This window comes from Nitrospira sp. Nam74 (genome assembly GCF_965152615.1).
The window spans coordinates 232097-247059 of record NZ_OZ224220.1; the positions used below are offsets into that span (position 1 = coordinate 232097).

15 protein-coding genes are annotated in these 14963 nt (G+C 55.7%); 11 read left to right on the plus strand and 4 right to left on the minus strand.

The features are described from left to right. Nucleotides 1–1090 precede the first annotated feature (1090 nt). Both ACWHYZ_RS01170 and ACWHYZ_RS01175 read right to left on the minus strand, forming a co-directional pair. Nucleotides 1091–1513 carry an ImmA/IrrE family metallo-endopeptidase gene (locus ACWHYZ_RS01170; protein ID WP_447987502.1) on the minus strand — a complete coding sequence of 141 codons (423 nt, stop codon included), beginning with the start codon at nucleotides 1511–1513 and terminating at the stop codon, nucleotides 1091–1093. A 508-nt stretch (nucleotides 1514–2021) separates the two neighbouring features. Beyond that, entirely contained in the window at nucleotides 2022–3068 is a 1047-nt protein-coding gene (locus tag ACWHYZ_RS01175) for an IS110 family transposase (RefSeq protein WP_447982971.1), read from the minus strand. Nucleotides 3069–3204: 136 nt separating this feature from the next. Here ACWHYZ_RS01175 and ACWHYZ_RS01180 point away from each other — a divergent pair, with 136 nt between their 5' ends. Beyond that, on the plus strand, nucleotides 3205–4239 hold the full coding sequence (locus ACWHYZ_RS01180) for an IS481 family transposase (protein WP_447982970.1): 1035 nt from the start codon (nucleotides 3205–3207) through the stop codon (nucleotides 4237–4239). A 971-nt stretch (nucleotides 4240–5210) separates the two neighbouring features. On the opposite strand, the gene ACWHYZ_RS01185 is transcribed toward ACWHYZ_RS01180, so the two are convergent. Then, a complete protein-coding gene (locus tag ACWHYZ_RS01185) occupies nucleotides 5211–5363 on the minus strand; it encodes a hypothetical protein (RefSeq protein ID WP_447985476.1) in 153 nt (50 codons plus the stop codon). Between the two features lie 325 nt (nucleotides 5364–5688). Between ACWHYZ_RS01185 and ACWHYZ_RS01190 the strand changes: the two genes are divergently transcribed. Then, the gene (locus ACWHYZ_RS01190; protein ID WP_447985477.1) at nucleotides 5689–5859 is read left to right on the plus strand and encodes a hypothetical protein; all 171 of its coding nucleotides are present in this window, start codon (nucleotides 5689–5691) and stop codon (nucleotides 5857–5859) included. A 1330-nt stretch (nucleotides 5860–7189) separates the two neighbouring features. Here ACWHYZ_RS01190 and ACWHYZ_RS01195 read toward each other — a convergent pair. After that, nucleotides 7190–7468, minus strand: coding sequence for a hypothetical protein (locus ACWHYZ_RS01195; RefSeq protein WP_447985478.1), 279 nt, complete (start codon nucleotides 7466–7468; stop codon nucleotides 7190–7192). A 597-nt stretch (nucleotides 7469–8065) separates the two neighbouring features. On the opposite strand from ACWHYZ_RS01195, the gene ACWHYZ_RS01200 reads away from it, so the two are divergent. The 9 genes from ACWHYZ_RS01200 (at nucleotide 8066) to ACWHYZ_RS01240 (ending at nucleotide 14963) form a co-directional block, all read left to right on the plus strand. After that, nucleotides 8066–8404, plus strand: a complete 339-nt coding sequence (locus ACWHYZ_RS01200) for a hypothetical protein (protein ID WP_447985479.1) — start codon at nucleotides 8066–8068, stop codon at nucleotides 8402–8404. A 110-nt stretch (nucleotides 8405–8514) separates the two neighbouring features. Next, nucleotides 8515–8817 (plus strand): urease subunit gamma, encoded by a 303-nt coding sequence (ureA, locus tag ACWHYZ_RS01205; protein WP_447985480.1) that lies wholly within the window; start codon nucleotides 8515–8517, stop codon nucleotides 8815–8817. A gap of 51 nt (nucleotides 8818–8868) precedes the next feature. After that, nucleotides 8869–8994 carry a hypothetical protein gene (locus tag ACWHYZ_RS01210; RefSeq protein WP_447985481.1) on the plus strand — a complete coding sequence of 42 codons (126 nt, stop codon included), beginning with the start codon at nucleotides 8869–8871 and terminating at the stop codon, nucleotides 8992–8994. Next, on the plus strand, nucleotides 8984–9259 hold the full coding sequence (locus tag ACWHYZ_RS01215; RefSeq protein WP_447985482.1) for an urease subunit beta: 276 nt from the start codon (nucleotides 8984–8986) through the stop codon (nucleotides 9257–9259). Before ACWHYZ_RS01210 ends, ACWHYZ_RS01215 begins: the two co-directional genes overlap by 11 nt. Then, the gene (locus ACWHYZ_RS01220) at nucleotides 9252–10961 is read left to right on the plus strand and encodes an urease subunit alpha (protein WP_447985483.1); all 1710 of its coding nucleotides are present in this window, start codon (nucleotides 9252–9254) and stop codon (nucleotides 10959–10961) included. The genes ACWHYZ_RS01215 and ACWHYZ_RS01220 overlap by 8 nt, the downstream gene beginning before the upstream one ends. Before the next feature lie 10 nt (nucleotides 10962–10971). Further along, nucleotides 10972–11712, plus strand: a complete 741-nt coding sequence (locus ACWHYZ_RS01225) for an urease accessory protein UreF (protein ID WP_447985484.1) — start codon at nucleotides 10972–10974, stop codon at nucleotides 11710–11712. A 13-nt stretch (nucleotides 11713–11725) separates the two neighbouring features. Then, complete coding sequence (gene ureG, locus ACWHYZ_RS01230; RefSeq protein ID WP_447985485.1) at nucleotides 11726–12469, plus strand: urease accessory protein UreG; 744 nt, start codon at nucleotides 11726–11728, stop codon at nucleotides 12467–12469. Further along, a complete protein-coding gene (locus ACWHYZ_RS01235) occupies nucleotides 12406–13335 on the plus strand; it encodes an urease accessory protein UreD (RefSeq protein ID WP_447985486.1) in 930 nt (309 codons plus the stop codon). Before ureG ends, ACWHYZ_RS01235 begins: the two co-directional genes overlap by 64 nt. 806 nt (nucleotides 13336–14141) lie before the next feature. Further along, nucleotides 14142–14963 carry a CBS domain-containing protein gene (locus tag ACWHYZ_RS01240; RefSeq protein WP_447985487.1) on the plus strand — a complete coding sequence of 274 codons (822 nt, stop codon included), beginning with the start codon at nucleotides 14142–14144 and terminating at the stop codon, nucleotides 14961–14963.

Consider the following 14963-nt stretch of genomic DNA (forward strand, 5'->3'; position numbering starts at 1 on the left):
TAAGTTCAATCCAGGCATTAGTGGGCATGTGGTTATTACGCCCATGTTGATTACTCATTGTTGGCGGCAGAAGATTTCGCAGTAACGAAATAAATAACGGTGAGGACTAAAAGAGCAATGACTAGATACTGGATTAGATCGGTTGGGCTGGAGCCCCCGTCGGCGTACGATTGCGAGAGGACAAGGATCTGCTGTTAAATGGCGAAACCTACCTTTTGACCCTGGACCAAAATCGTTCTCATAGGGTCTTCCGTCATCTGTGTCCGAAGATTCCTCCTACGGTATTGCTGGATAAAGAAGTATAGCCCCGTGCTGGTGTCTCTTTTTCTGTGCGGCGAAATTTAATGGGGATCGATTTCAGCCGGAAAGAGAACAACCTTCAGTAGCGAAGAGAAAACCGTATGAGGCAGTCACTTTACCAGGCAGCATGTCGCATATCTGCCTCCGTGAGGGACGACGATCAACAAAATCTCCCATCAGCTCTATTCACTTACACCATAACGTGGCCAGCGGTTTTTATGTAGGGCATAAACTGGCCACTCGTGTATGCTGAGCAGTGTGTTAGCATTTCATAACGGGCCGATTGGTTCCACTGACAATTCCGGGCTAGGTTCCATGGCCAAAAATAATTAAGATTATTACGCACTTAGTGGCGTGGCCATTTTATGGAATCATCGTTGGCCAAGATATGTGTCAAGTCACAGGTTTTGTTACTCGGCGTAATAAGTGGCTAGTTTCGCCAGTTTATGCGGAATAACTAAATGCCGTTTTATGCTTCCGGATAGGAAGGCGAAGCCGACTATTTCCATAGCAGCGTCAAGACCTTATCGACACTCAGTTCAATAGATTGCTCATTAGAAATGGGAGCTTGACGAATCATCCCATGCACTTCACGGATCATGGTTCCATTTATTGTTCTTTTACTACAAGCCCTCGTCGCCGTGGATGTTTCTGGGATGCGGCTTCCTTTCTTAATAGACCCGGGGGAAAAAAGCCTCTGATGTTTTATAAGAATAGACATGGTTTCCATCCGATATAACAAGTGCGCAAGGTTTGGTGGAAAGTTAGACATAGCGAAAGGATGTCAATGTCAAGGTGCATTTAAATCCTTTGCCAGCTTTTTTATGGCATTGAGATCCAATGGCAACGCATCGACTTTTGGCCTAACAAGCACCTCTGGGAGGAGCAACCCCGCAACGAAAAGATTCGCCTGCCGCTCGGACAACTGTATGTTGTCTAGTACGTCGTTGTCTGGCGGTATGCAAGCTGTCAGGTGTAGCCGATGCAAAAGAAAGTGTCCCAGTTCATGCGCGACAATGAATCTGCGTCTTTGACGGTTGAGGGTTTGTTGAACAAGTACTACTCCATGGCCACCCTTTTTAATAAGCCAACCATCTGCACCGGTTAGGGGAGTGGAATAGATCCAGAGACCATAGCGGTAAGCTATTGCTTCAACATGGATATCGGCAGGATTGTATGTCGAATTCGCGTAAAATTGCTCTAGCGTGAGCAGCCATAACGACCAAGACTAAGGTAATGTGACGGGCGGGGAGTAGTATATACCATCATCCTAGATAAATGGCGGCTAAGATTTGATCCAGATCCCGTTCGGTGAGCTTTGCAATATCCACTCTCCGAGACTGGACGGATTTTTGGGTGTTTTCTTTTTTGCACTCTTGGTATAGCCGTCGACGAAGGCGTTTGCGAGCTCCCTCGGCAAGCTGTCGCCCAAGTTTTAACGGAGGCGAGGCAGGACATGTCCACGCTGCGTTTCTGCGATCCTATAGAGCTTTTAACTGTGAAAGCTAGAACTTAATCTGCTATGTCAAAGGTCAAGGTCCCTGAGAAGCCCTCCCAATCTGCTATTCGTGATCGGAACGCCGACCACAGGTCATCAATTCGAGGGATATCGATGAGAAGAAGGAGCATACTGACAGACGCCCCGTCACTGCCGACGAGGCAGATAAAGTCACGCTCCTTCCGTCCTCTGAATCCACAGTTGGCTTCTCGGCGCCATGGACTTACGCAGGGTACGGCTGCCGGAGGATCACCACGCGTCTGGCGTGCAGGAGCAGACGACGGGCCACAGCGACCACAGCGCGCTTCGCACCTGTTCGTAGTTTCAATCGGTCATAAATGGATCGCATCCCGGGATCTTTTGTGAGAAACCGCCACGCGGCTTCTATGAGCGTCCCGCGGAGCGCATTTTTGCCGGACCGGGTAATGCGGCCCATACGGACCTTGTCCGCACTGGAGTGCTGTGAGGGCGTCAGCCCAACATACGCCGCCAATTGATCGCCGTGCCTGAATCGGTGCAGGTCGCCTAATTCTAACAGCAACTCCATCGCCGCAATGAGACCAATGCCCGGAATGGTTCGGAGCCATTGAACCTGCGATCGATAGCGGTCCGTTTCTGCGAGTGATCGGAGCAATTTGGTCTGCTTGACGATCTGACCCGTGAGGAATTCGTACTCCTCTAAGAGCCGTTGAAAACTGTCCTGCAACCACGCGGTAGAGAACCGGAGACGCTGTAAGTTCTGTAGGTAAATACGGGTCCATGGCCCTGTGGGCTCAGGAAGCTCAATGCCGTAGAATCGGAGTTCCGCTTTAATGCGATTTTGCGTGCGAACACGATCGCCAATGAGCTGGCGGCGCCGCCGAATGACCTGTCGGTGCATCCGACCCTCTTCGTCTGGTACCCAGACCTGCTTCAGCAGCCCCTTCGCTAACAGCAGGGCCAGTTTTCGGCTATCCTTCCGATCGGTTTTCACTCGATTGCCCGCCTCCTGAGGAATCAAGCTGGGCGGCGTGACGATACAGGTGGCGCCCACCGCCACCAGCCGATCGTGAAGCCAGTACCCAAAATATCCCGCCTCGTAGACGACGTGCAGCACGGCACGGCGGTAACGACTGAGGAGGGCCTGCAACGCATCCCATCGACCGGGAATCGTGCCGTGGAAGAGTTCTACCTCCGTTGTTCTGACCGTGACATGCCAATTCTTTCGGTGAAGATCAATGCCAACAAAGAGCACTTGCCCCACGTCCTGCTGCTTTTTCTTGGTCGCCATAGAAGCCTCCATCATAATGAGTAGAACGAAGACTTCCAGGAAGTACTGATCCTTCTCACTGCAGGCAATACTCTCTCCAGAGCATAGTGACTGACAGTCAGATAGAGTCCTCGCCTTCAAGAAAGGAGCGAGGACGATGACCACGGAGCAGAAGATCATCAAGACCAAGGTGGGTGTATTGGAACTGGCGAAGCAACTGGGCAACGTCTCCAAGGCCTGCCAGCTGATGGGGTATAGCCGAGATAGCTTCTACCGGTTCAAAGAACTGTACGAGACGGGCGGTGAGGCGGCGTTACAAGAGATCTCCCGGCAGAAACCGCTACTCAAGAATCGCGTCGCCCCGGAGGTGGAGCAGGCCATCGTCCAGATAGCAATTGACCAACCCGCGTGGGGCCAAGTCCGCGTCGCGAACGAACTGCGCCAGCAGGCCCTGACGATTTCACCGGCCGGCGTCCGGGGTATCTGGCTGCGGCATGACCTGGAGACCACGCGGAAACGCCTGAAGGCGTTGGAGGCCAAGGTCGCCCAAGACGGGCGGGTGCTGACGGAAGCCCAGGTGGTGGCCTTGGAGAGGGCAAAGGCGGACAAAGAAGCCCATGGGGAATTTGAGAGCGAATGTCCCGGCTACTGTGGCGCGCAAGACACGTTCTATGTCGGGACCCTCAAGGGCGTGGGCCGGATCTATCAACAGACCTTCATCGACACGTACAGCAAGGTGGGCTTTGCGAAGCTGTACGACCGCAAGACACCGGTGATGGCGGCGGAACTGCTAAATGACCGGGTCTTGCCGTTCTTTGAGCAGCACGACATTCCGCTGAATCGGGTCCTTACCGATCGCGGCACGGAGTATTGTGGCGCACCCGAACGCCATGAGTATGAACTGTACCTGGCAGTGGAGAACATCGATCATACGCGGACTAAGACCCGGCATCCTCAGACCAACGGGATCTGCGAACGGTTCCACAAGACCATGTTGAACGAGTTCTACCGTGTGGTGTTCCGGAAGAAGATCTATCGGACGCTCGACGAACTCCAGGCAGATTTGGACGTGTGGCTGCGGGAGTATAACGAACAGCGGTCCCATCAAGGCCGCTGGTGCTACGGCAAAACGCCGATGCAAACGTTTGGGGACAGTGTGCCGCTGGCGAAGGAGAAAATGTTAGCAGCCTAAACCCGGTGAGGACTTGCTGTCTGTCCGATGAAGTCTTGAGCTATACATTTTAACCAAGCTTTTCGTGATCCAGGACCCGGCTCTGTCGTCATGGCGAGGATCCGAAGCTCGAGAGTTTCGATCCTATTTGCTTCTTCTTGTGTTCCGGACATCAGTACCCCTCTGAAGATCTGGGCCTACAATGGTTCTCCATACCTCATAAGCTTCTTGAGACCTTTGCCGTCTCATCTATTCCTCCAACTTGATTATTTGTCTTGCGAGAAGCTTCAGTCGCTTACGTATCCGTATCACTTGTTGTAACGTCAGCCCAGTTACCCTCACCGTCGCTGATGGTGTTGTATGACCTTCTTTCATTGCTGTCAGTATGATCATTGCATCTTTTTTGTCGTGTTCACTCCTGAACGATTTGAGTATTCGGGCTTCGAGCAACTGCAACCGTTTCACATAGCGCTCACAAAAATCTTCCCACATATGAATAAGATGCTCAGGAGTGTCTGGACCGCGTTTCACCGACTGCTTATAGATTTCCTTTTCCCAGTCCTCCGGGTATCTGCCAAGGACTCCTTATAGGACGTTCGTGTGGCATTGCCGATCTGGCCATTGACTGACATCTTCAAAAATATTTTGAAGTTCTGTTTCTTTCCTTTATCCCAGAGTCTGTCGGCATATGTACGCAGCTCACGTAATAAACTTTTTCTGTCATCAGGAGAAAGCGATTGCAGCTCCGCTCGTAGAAGCCGAAATTCGGAGCGAGACGAGAACATAGATGATTCGAAGTTGTAAGGCAGATTTATTAAGCTATGACTTAGCTTTATCAACTACTTTGGATGGATTGCCGAAAAAGTATTTAGAGGAAAACAATTGTATGAAGCCTAAAACATAGCGTCATTTATCTTTAACCATCATTTCTTTGCCGCGTTTCCACACTCACCGATTGAAATGCCCATACCGTATTGTCCTTCACTTGATCATCATGCCCGCAGCTGCCCGGCAATTCCTTGAAGCGTATTCATATCATCCTCGTATCCGGCATAGACAGTTTTCAGTACATCGCGATGTTTCACCATGTATTCGGTGAGGACGGTAAGAACGCGGGCTTGGTCCGTAGTAAGTTCAAGCTGCATGGGGGCCTCCGTTAGTCGTGAGTATAATGAAAACACCTTAGTATATCAGGTTCGGAGAATCGACATTTTGTGACCTCTATTACTGCCAGCTCCGCCGTGAATCGCTCGTATGCGGTCCTGAACATCATGGCATGCGCACCAGCCGTCTTCTTATCAAGTTTCCGATCGGCCCGCAGATGAAGCTCGACGAGGTCTGGAGTGGATTCTGACCTTCGAAGTCGAGACGGTACCACCGGATTTTCTTAAACATTTCGATTGCGCCGCCGAGGCACAGCGCTACTTCAAGACAGCAAAAGAGGCGAAGGTCGCCTAGAATGAGCCCTTCTTGTTTGATGCCATGAACACGGATGCAGAGCCGTATCTGTTTAAGGAGCATTTCCGCAATCAACTGAAGGCGCGTCTACTTGAGCATCGGGTCACGACGCAGATTCTCCGAGAGAGCACTCTGGAAAACATCGGCCATCGTGGGGATACGGCACGGGGCACTGGCGCTTGAAAAGCTCCAATCACACATTGCCTGGAATGTTGCCACAGCGGCCTTCTACAAGGCTGGCGGGAGACCGTGGAAGGTTGCGGGCATACGAGAAGGCGTGTGCTATATCGGGCTTGTGTTCAAAAGGACGACTGAGGAACGAGCCCGAAGTCAGCGGCTTGCGGGGCCCAAATGTTTCTCGATTCAGGTGACGGACTCGTATTCAAGGGCACGCCCGGAAACTACTATCACGTCGAAACGAAGAGCTTTCATCTTAGCCGTCAAGCCGCCCGTGCTCTCGTAGCCCAAGCAGTTGCCGCCTACAAAGACAAGCGTGAGCATAAGCAGCCGCCTCGCGAAGTCTTTATACATGGGAAGGTGTCTTTCTTGCGCGAGGAGTGGGAAGGTTTCAAAGAGGCCGTCGGTCCCGAGACAAACATTGTTGGCGTTAAGATTCGGGATGGTGCCAGCCTCAAGCTTTTCAGGAAGACTGACACGCCAGTCTTGCGAGGCATGGCCTACGTGCGTCACGAAAAGAGCGCGCTTCTCTGGACGCGTGGTGGACGCCTAGACTGGCGACCTACCCTGGTATGGAAGTTCCAAATCCGATCTCGATAGAGATCTCTCAAGGGGAGGCGAATATCGAAACGGTTCTGCAGGATGTCCTTGCGCTGACGAAGCTCAACTATAATACCTGCCTTTATGGGGACGGCACCCTTATTACTCTCAAGTTCGCCGATGCAGTTGGAGACGTACTTATTTCTGGACCTCTCCCAGCAGGAGGTCCGCCGCTACCTTTCATGTATTACATCTGAAGTGAACTCGTCACGCCATGTCATGTCGACGTTCAAGTACCAGGCGGTGAACGAGGCCTTGTACTTTATCATGTGACCTAATCTTGTGAGCGGGACGAACGGACTAAATCCAGGCGGGCCGGGTTCAGGTGCGAGTCAAAGGCCGTCGTCTTGACCGCCTTTTGTTCGTCTCCGGTCAGATGGGAGAGGCTATCGCTGACAGTATCGGCTGCGAAAGTCCATAAGTAGACCTTTAGATGCCGATAATCCATTTGTGTGGGCTGACCTAATGCTTGGTGATTTTTGGGCCCACGTATACCACATACAATAGCTCGTCAGCGCGGACAGGCCATGAGAAAGGGACACGCAACCGAGGCTTTTCATCTTGCCGTGCCAAGTGCAGAACAAAATTCACTACTAGTCCCTGGATGCCGGAAGGTAAGCTTTTCCTGAAAGTCACTTTTCTCGGTATCTGATGAATCCGAAAACCAAGCCTTCTCGCTTGTGAAATGGTCTTGGTAAAGCCGTTGTCCATATACCTGTGCGATAAGCGAAGCTCTTCAAATTTGCCACCGAAGAAGCAAGGGACTCACCTTTATGTCGAGTGGGCTCAAGGCCGTCGCTAATTGCTGGCTTTGGCGATTCACCTCCGGTGGCCAACCACCGCCAATGTCCGGGGCTGCGAGGATCACTTCATCGGGCTGAAGGTCTTCGGCGACGACCCTCATCTTTTCAAAGTACTTTTCTCTGAATGCTTTGGGATCTGACTTCACTTCGCCAATCAGAAAAAGTCGATCACGAACAACTACGAAGTCTAGATCAGTAAACTGAATTGGCATGCCCTAGGGTTCCGGGGGGCAGGCTCATAAAGATCATGGGATGGCAAATAGAGAAACATGCCGCCACAGAGGCCCGTGGACGTACGATCTCGGTATTGCTGAAGGCAATAAAGCGTCTGCAGTACCGCCAAGGTGCCATGCTTCGTAGGCGCATGCCAACGAGATCGTTTAGTCGAAAATGACCATTCAGGCGTGGCTGGCAATGGAAACCGTCGAAGACATCCCATCCTCACCGTCGTTCTTGTGTGGCCAATAATCATGTCAACATACAAAGCGCCTATAAAGGTCAAAGTTCCGCTCGGAATACGACTTGTGTCAAGGTCATGAAGACCCATTGGTTCGTTTTTTCGGCCTCTGCCATGACTGCTGCGTGGCTGACGAGGCATTGCACAGGACTTCGACCGCGCAATCAGGATTCACCTGATACCATGAACTAGTATCTGCCCTCAATATGAGCTGCATTTGGGCACCGGCGGTGCGCGACTCATGGCATGACCGCCTGAGCGATGGCCGGTAGTGATTCCGTGAATTCAACATTGATCCTTTCGCCACCGAGTCCGGTACGTGGAGAATTGTCGAAACGAAAGGAGAATGTCCATGAGAGGGATGTACTCAATGTATTGTGCGGCCGCTGCGGCGATGTTTATACCCGCTTGTGCAACGGCGCCCGGCGGACAGACGACTCAGCCGGGAGCATCATATCAGCAGGAGTTTGCCGACGACGCACGAGACTATCGTTCAGAGGCATACGCGTTATGGGAGATGGCGAGGCGGCGACAGACCGAAGCGGAAGTCCTCAGCAAGGAGCTGGGACCAAACCATGAGCGTGTCCAGCAACGACTGGAACTGGCCCGGGAACTTCAGCGGGCAGCCAATGAGGCCGATCAGAAGGCGCGGAGTGCCAGGCGACAGGTGCCCCATAATATGGTGCAGTAACCAGCAGTCGGACTTCTTACTGCGACTGGGTTGTCGCGGGGCACTCGAACTCACATCAACGGCTGCAACGACAGCGATGAACGAACAGACCGGGAGTTCAGGAGGTGGTGATGCTGCTCACGTTACACGAGCGTGAACGTCTCATGATTTTTACGGCCGGGGAGCTTGCGCTCAAGAGGAAGGCCCGCGGCTTGAAGCTCAACCTGCCCGAGGCGACGGCAGTCATCACCTGCTTTCTCCTAGAAGGTGCTCGTGATGGCCGATTGGTCACCGAGCTCATGGAAGGCGGGCGTACGGTGCTTAGCCGGGACGATGTCATGGATGGGGTGCCGGAGATGATGCAATCGATCCAGGTTGAAGCCACCTTCCCAGACGGGACGAAGATGATTGCGGTATCGCAGCCGATCCAATGAGATTGCGGATCGCGATATGGTTGCCGAACAAGTTCATGAAAGGAGGCTCGCATGGGTCATCGTGTAGGCACCGGTCAGGAGGAGTCCTTCGGACACGTCGAGGCGACCGACCATCCGGAACAGATCGAACCTAAGATCCCAGGCGAAATCTTCTACGGCGCAGCCGGTGGCAATTAATAAAGGCAAGGACGCGATCACTTTGACGGTTGTCAACACCGCGGATCGTCCCGTGCAAGTGGGCTCGCATTATCACTTCGCCGAGGTCAATCCTGCGTTAAAACTCGACCGCCAGGCAGCTTGGGGACGGCGATTGAATATTCTGGCTGGCGCGTCCGTACGGTTTGAGCCCGGGACAACCCATGAGGTGCAATTGATCCCGATCGGCGGCCGTCGCATCGTCGCGGGGCTGCGTGGCGAATGTGGAGGAACACTGGATGGTTGACATCGATCGCTCGCAATACGTCGCATCGTTTGGTCCGACGAAAGGCGACCGTATCCGGCTGGCAGACACAGATCTTTTCATCGAAGTTGAGGAGGACCGCTGTGGCGGCGGCGATGAAGTGGTCTTCGGCGGAGGCAAGACAGTTCGCGAATCTATGGGGCAGTCACGCGCGACTCGCGCAGAGGGAACGCCCGATCTTGTCATTACCGGTGCGGTAATTCTGGATCACTGGGGTATCATCAAGGCCGATGTGGGAGTCCGTGACGGCCGCATCGTCGCCCTCGGTAAGGCCGGGAATTCGGAAACGATGGACGATGTGCATCCACAATTGGTGATCGGCGCCTCTACGGAGATTCTCTCTGGTAACGGCATGATTCTTACGGCGGGGACGATTGACACCCACGTGCACTACATTTGTCCGGACCAGCTAGAGGAAGCTTTGGCCTCGGGAACCACCACTGTGGTCGGTGGCGGCTCGGGCGCCACCGAAGGGTCAAAGGCGACTCTCACGACGCCTGGGGCGTGGTGGCTGGCACGGATGCTAGAAGCCTTCGACCCATGGCCGATCAACGTGGCATTCCTGGCAAAGGGCAATACGGTGTCGCATGAGGCCTTGTGGGAACAACTCCGAGGTGGAGCGGCCGGATTCAAGGTCCATGAGGACTGGGGAGCTACCCCTGCCGTCATCAATGCGGCGCTGACCGTCGCGGACGAGTCCGGTGTCCAGGTGGCCATCCACAGCGATACCCTAAACGAGTCCGGGTTCGTTGAAGATCTGCTCAAGGCGGCTGCCGGACGGACTTTTCACGCCTACCATACGGAAGGCGCCGGTGGAGGACACGCCCCGGATATCATCAGAATTGCAGGTGAACGAAATGTGCTGCCGTCCTCGACCAATCCGACCCGACCGTTCACTATCAATACGGCCGCCGAGCATCTCGACATGATCATGGTGGCTCACCATTTGAACCCCAATATCAAAACGGATCTGCAGTTCGCCGAGAGCCGCGTTCGGCCGAGTACGATGGCAGCGGAGAGCATCCTTCAGGATTTGGGCGCGCTGTCCGTGATGTCATCGGATGCTCAGGCGATGGGTCGCATCGGGGAGGTGGTTCTCCGCACCTGGCAGACCGCGCATGTGATGAAGGAGCTTCGGGGCCCGTTGCCCGGCGATAGGCATGCTGACAATCATCGCGCCCGTCGCTACGTGGCGAAATACACGATCTGTCCGGCTATTGTCCATGGCCTGGAGCACGAAATCGGCTCTGTGGAGCGGGGCAAGCTCGCTGATCTCGTGTTATGGGAGCCCGCGCTCTTCGGCGTTCGGCCGACCGTCGTGCTCAAGGGCGGTATGCCCGCCGTGGCTATAGTGGGCGACCCGAACGCCTCCATACCCACACCGCAGCCGGTTCTTCTCCGGCCTGGCTGGAACGTCCGCAGTCCGGCGGCCGCGGCAACGAGCGTCGCCTTCGTCTCGCCGATCGCGCTGGAAGATGGATTGGCTGACCGATTGACGGTGCAGCGCCGGCTTGCGCCCGTGCAGAATGTCCGTGGTCGCAGGAAAGTCGATCTCCCGGAGAATGGCGCGTTACCGCATATCGAGGTTAACCCGGATAGCTTCGCTGTGCACATTGACGGCGAGTTAGTGAAGGAAGAGCCCGCTCCCAAGGTGCCTATGGCGCAGCGTTACTTCCTGTTCTAAGGAAGTGTCAATGACACAGATTTCTAGTGCGGCCCTGCATTCGGCGTCCTGGCCAGTCGCGGCACTGCTGCTTCTCGCGGACGGCCGCTTCCCCGCTGGAAGCCACGCTCATTCCGGTGGAGTAGAGGCGGCAGTGACGTGCGGAAGGGTTCACGATATCCCGACGCTCGAGGCGTTTCTTCGCGGGCGTGCGGCGACGGCCGGGTTGGTAGCTGCTGCCTTTGCCGCCGCCTCCTGTCTCGTCTTTCGCAGCACAGCATCCGGCCCAATCACCAAGACGAAAGATGACCTTCTTGAACTGGACGTGGAATTGGAGGCGCGGATTCCTTCAAGTGCGCTTCGCGCGGTGTCCCGGAAATTGGGGCGCCAGCTCCAACGGGCACTATGCGCTGTTCGACCGGATTCACGATTAGAAATACTGGCCGCCATGTTTCCCATCGGTCCTCATCAACCGATCGCGTCGGGTGCTGGCGCCGCCGTCGTCGGCCTTGATCCCTCTGCGGCGGCACTCGCAGCCGTCTATGAATCGGTGACCGGACCTGCGACAGCAGCGATCCGGCTGTTGGGCCTGAACCCATTTGACGTGTACGCCCTCTTGACGCGGCTCGCTGCTGAGATCGATGGGCTAGCGGTACAGGCTACCGGCAGAGCCGCTGGCCCACTAGATGAATTGCCGCCATGCAATTCTCCTCTACTGGACATCTTGGCCGAACATCATGCCCATTGGGAGGCGCGATTGTTTGCGTCGTAAGGAGGTGAGTCGGATGTGTTCTCAACAACAAGAACAGAGCGGTGCGCCGCGCGTGGTGCATGACTACGTCCAGCCTCATGTGCATGGACACGGCATGGTCCACGAACCTCTACACAAGCCTCACGGGTCGTTACGGATCGGCATTGGCGGTCCCGTCGGGTCCGGCAAGACGGCGCTCGTGGCGGCACTATGTCGATCGCTGGCCGAAGAGCTGGGAGTCGCGGTGGTCACCAACGACATCTACACCACAGAGGATGCTGATTTTTTGCTGCATCACGGCGTGCTGCCTCCTGAGCGGGTGCGTGCCGTCGAGACCGGGTGCTGTCCCCATACCGCGATCCGCGATGATATCTCGGCCAATTTGGAAGCAGTCGAAGAGCTGGAGAAGAGCCTGCCCCCGCTGGATCTGATCCTCATAGAAAGCGGCGGGGATAATCTCACCGCGACGTTCAGTCGTGGGCTCGTCGATCGTCAGATCTTCGTGGTCGATGTCGCCGGCGGCGATAAGGTGCCGCGAAAGGGCGGCCCCGGCGTGACAACGGCCGATCTCCTGGTGATTAACAAAACCGATTTGGCCCCGCAGGTCGGCGCGGACTTGGCCGTCATGGAACGAGACGCCATCGCAAAACGGAATGACCTCCCCGTCTGCTTCCTGTCGCTGGTGGATGAACCGCGCGCCTCTCCAGTAGTTGCATGGGTGCGCCAGTGCCTGGCGTCGCGGCGATCAGAAGACCGGACACCGGCGAAGGCGGGGTGATGCAGGCCTTCGCGCGCGTCGTTGTCGAATTTGTAGTGGGGACGGACGGACGAGCACGCAATCGAGTTGCCGTCCTGCGATCAGAACCACCGCTGGTGCTCCGGCCGGTCGTGGCCACCTGCACTGATGGATTCCTATGCTGGGACGGAGAAGAGCCACGCCCAGCAACGGTGACCTTGGTGGCAGGAAGTGCGGGGCCGATCGGTGGCGACCGACTCCGCCTGCAGATCGAAGTCGGCTCGAACAGCATGCTGGTGTTGAGCGAGGTAGCCGCCACGCTGGTGCTTCCCGGTCCGAATGGCGAAGAGTCAACAATGGAAATCGACATCCGAGTCGGCGCAAACGGCACGCTGGTATGGCTTCCGGAACCGGTCATCGGCGCACGAGGATGCCGACATCGAACCAACATCCATGTCCGATTGCTGTCGGGTGCGCGTCTGCTGCTGCGCGAAGAGCTGGTGTTGGGCCGGCATGGCGAACAGCCGGGGTGCCTTCGGCAGCATCTGCGGGCTCAAATCGATAGTCGCCCCTTTCTCGATCAAGAGCTGGCGGTGGGCCTCGATGCCACCGGCTGGGACGGCCCCGCAGTCAGCGGCGGTCAGCGTGCCCTCGGGTCGCTCTTGGTTGTAGACCCTGCCTGGGGAAAAGCCTCACCGCGAATAGTGGATTCACTTGGGAAGGATGCCGCCATCTTGCAGTTGCCGGGGCCCGCTGTGCTGATGAGTGTGCTGGCCCCGGATACCTTGCTGTTACGTCGTCAATTGCAGCGGGGGCTCGCCTTGCTAGACCACCCGGCCACTGAACCAAGAGTTGAACGCGGAGAGCTGCCGGTTGCTCAGGCCTATGCACGAACGTCGGGTTCGTAAGGATCGTCAACCCCGCCTAGCGAATTAGGACGGCTGCATTCCCGATAAACTCCATGAATCCACTGGTGAAGTCGGCGCGCTTTGCGGGCAAGGTCAGTTCGTTGTTCATCTTCGAACCTCCCGACTGCGGACACATCCGATCATGCTCGTCATGTTGTTGAGGAGAAAGACTGCCAGCTTCCAGCAGATGCCTGGAGGAACAGCCCTCCGAATATTGTAGGCGGCGAGTCGTCTCTTCTGTTTTATCCCGTGTACGTTTTCTATGCCGAAGAGGGGTGCCGACATATCAGGCAATGAGTGCATCTAGGTCGAGTCTGGGAGCAGATGTATTGCAGCCGGGGATTTGACAAGCAGATCGGGGTAGTTGAGGAGGCAAAGCGACAGGCGTGGACTCGGATGTTGGAACTCTTCGGTCATATTGATGAGCCGGACATGAATGAGAAGTGGTTCACGAGCTCGGGCCGGACCTTGTACTCGCAATACACCATGACGCAATCGAGGCGGCCGTGCAGCGTAGCGAAGTAAGACGATGCACTACGTCTCCTCGTGTGACGGCTGACTATCGACATCCTGTTGCCTGGAGTATGGATAAACGGCAAGGGGGACATGGCAGTTTTCAGAGAGCCGTTTCGGCGGTCATCGCCGTCTCCCCCGGAGGTCGCTTATGCTGAATCCAATTCTGATCCAGTCACTTCCTTGCTGGCATCCGTCGGTCCCTCGGTCGTTACGGACATCACGCCGAACGCCTACTTACTTGAGGCGCGAGCGTCTCGCCGCCTGGATAGCAGAGGATAAGAGAGGCCCCTATGGAAGGGTCGGTGAAACATGATCTCATGCGAGTCCGCGAGATCATGAACGCTAAAGTGGTCACCGTCCGTCCTAAGGAGGCAGCAAGTGCCGTCTTGTCACAAATGCGACGGCGAGGTATCCGCCATCTCGTAGTTACAGAAGATGGTCGGGTCCGCGGCGTCATTTCCGAGCGGGATCTTTCCGGAGTGCCCGGCCGCGATATTAGAAAAGGTCTCGTAGCAGAGGATCTGATGACGCCGCGCGTAGTGAGCGTCAAACCAGAGACAACACTGCTCCAGGCGGCCGATCTGATGCGACGCCGGCAGATCGGCTCCGTCCCCGTGCTGGACGACGGTGTGCTTGTCGGCATCGTCACGGCGAGCGATGTATTGGATGAGCTGGGTCGGAGTTCGAGACGCTCGGTCTTTCCGGGCTGGATACCGAGAGGATTGAAGCGGAAGTCCTCCCGTCTGGGTGTGTCGGTCGTTCCCGCTCATATCCGCGTGCTGGGGACAAAACTCAGTAAGAACGAACGGATCGACATCCGACAACAGCTGGGCAGGAGGCTCGGAAAGTTTGGACCGTCCATTGAGCGGGTCACCGTCCGCGTGGACGATGTGAACGGTCCCCGCGGCGGCATCGATCAACTCTGCCGGATCAAAGTAGTCCTCAGTGGTCTTCCGAGCGTGGTGTTCGAAGCGCAGGACGCCTCGCTCGACATCGCGATCGGGAAGGCACTCGCTGGGACGGAACGAGCCGTACGTCGGACCGTGCAACGCAGACGTATGAAACCGCTCAAAGTCGGGGCTCGTGCCCGCGCCCCTTCACCTGACGGATGA

Bases quoted from the DNA above. Each gene is read 5' to 3' on its own strand.
- ACWHYZ_RS01175 (WP_447982971.1), bottom strand. From the start codon at position 3,068: ATGGCGACCAAGAAAAAGCAGCAGGACGTGGGGCAAGTGCTCTTTGTT.
- ACWHYZ_RS01180 (WP_447982970.1), top strand. From the start codon at position 3,205: ATGACCACGGAGCAGAAGATCATCAAGACCAAGGTGGGTGTATTGGAA.
- ACWHYZ_RS01185 (WP_447985476.1), bottom strand. From the start codon at position 5,363: ATGCAGCTTGAACTTACTACGGACCAAGCCCGCGTTCTTACCGTCCTC.
- ACWHYZ_RS01195 (WP_447985478.1), bottom strand. From the start codon at position 7,468: ATGCCAATTCAGTTTACTGATCTAGACTTCGTAGTTGTTCGTGATCGA.
- ACWHYZ_RS01200 (WP_447985479.1), top strand. From the start codon at position 8,066: ATGAGAGGGATGTACTCAATGTATTGTGCGGCCGCTGCGGCGATGTTT.
- ureA (WP_447985480.1), top strand. From the start codon at position 8,515: ATGCTGCTCACGTTACACGAGCGTGAACGTCTCATGATTTTTACGGCC.
- ACWHYZ_RS01210 (WP_447985481.1), top strand. From the start codon at position 8,869: ATGGGTCATCGTGTAGGCACCGGTCAGGAGGAGTCCTTCGGACACGTC.
- ACWHYZ_RS01220 (WP_447985483.1), top strand. From the start codon at position 9,252: ATGGTTGACATCGATCGCTCGCAATACGTCGCATCGTTTGGTCCGACG.
- ACWHYZ_RS01225 (WP_447985484.1), top strand. From the start codon at position 10,972: ATGACACAGATTTCTAGTGCGGCCCTGCATTCGGCGTCCTGGCCAGTC.
- ureG (WP_447985485.1), top strand. From the start codon at position 11,726: ATGTGTTCTCAACAACAAGAACAGAGCGGTGCGCCGCGCGTGGTGCAT.
- ACWHYZ_RS01235 (WP_447985486.1), top strand. From the start codon at position 12,406: ATGGGTGCGCCAGTGCCTGGCGTCGCGGCGATCAGAAGACCGGACACC.
- ACWHYZ_RS01240 (WP_447985487.1), top strand. From the start codon at position 14,142: ATGGAAGGGTCGGTGAAACATGATCTCATGCGAGTCCGCGAGATCATG.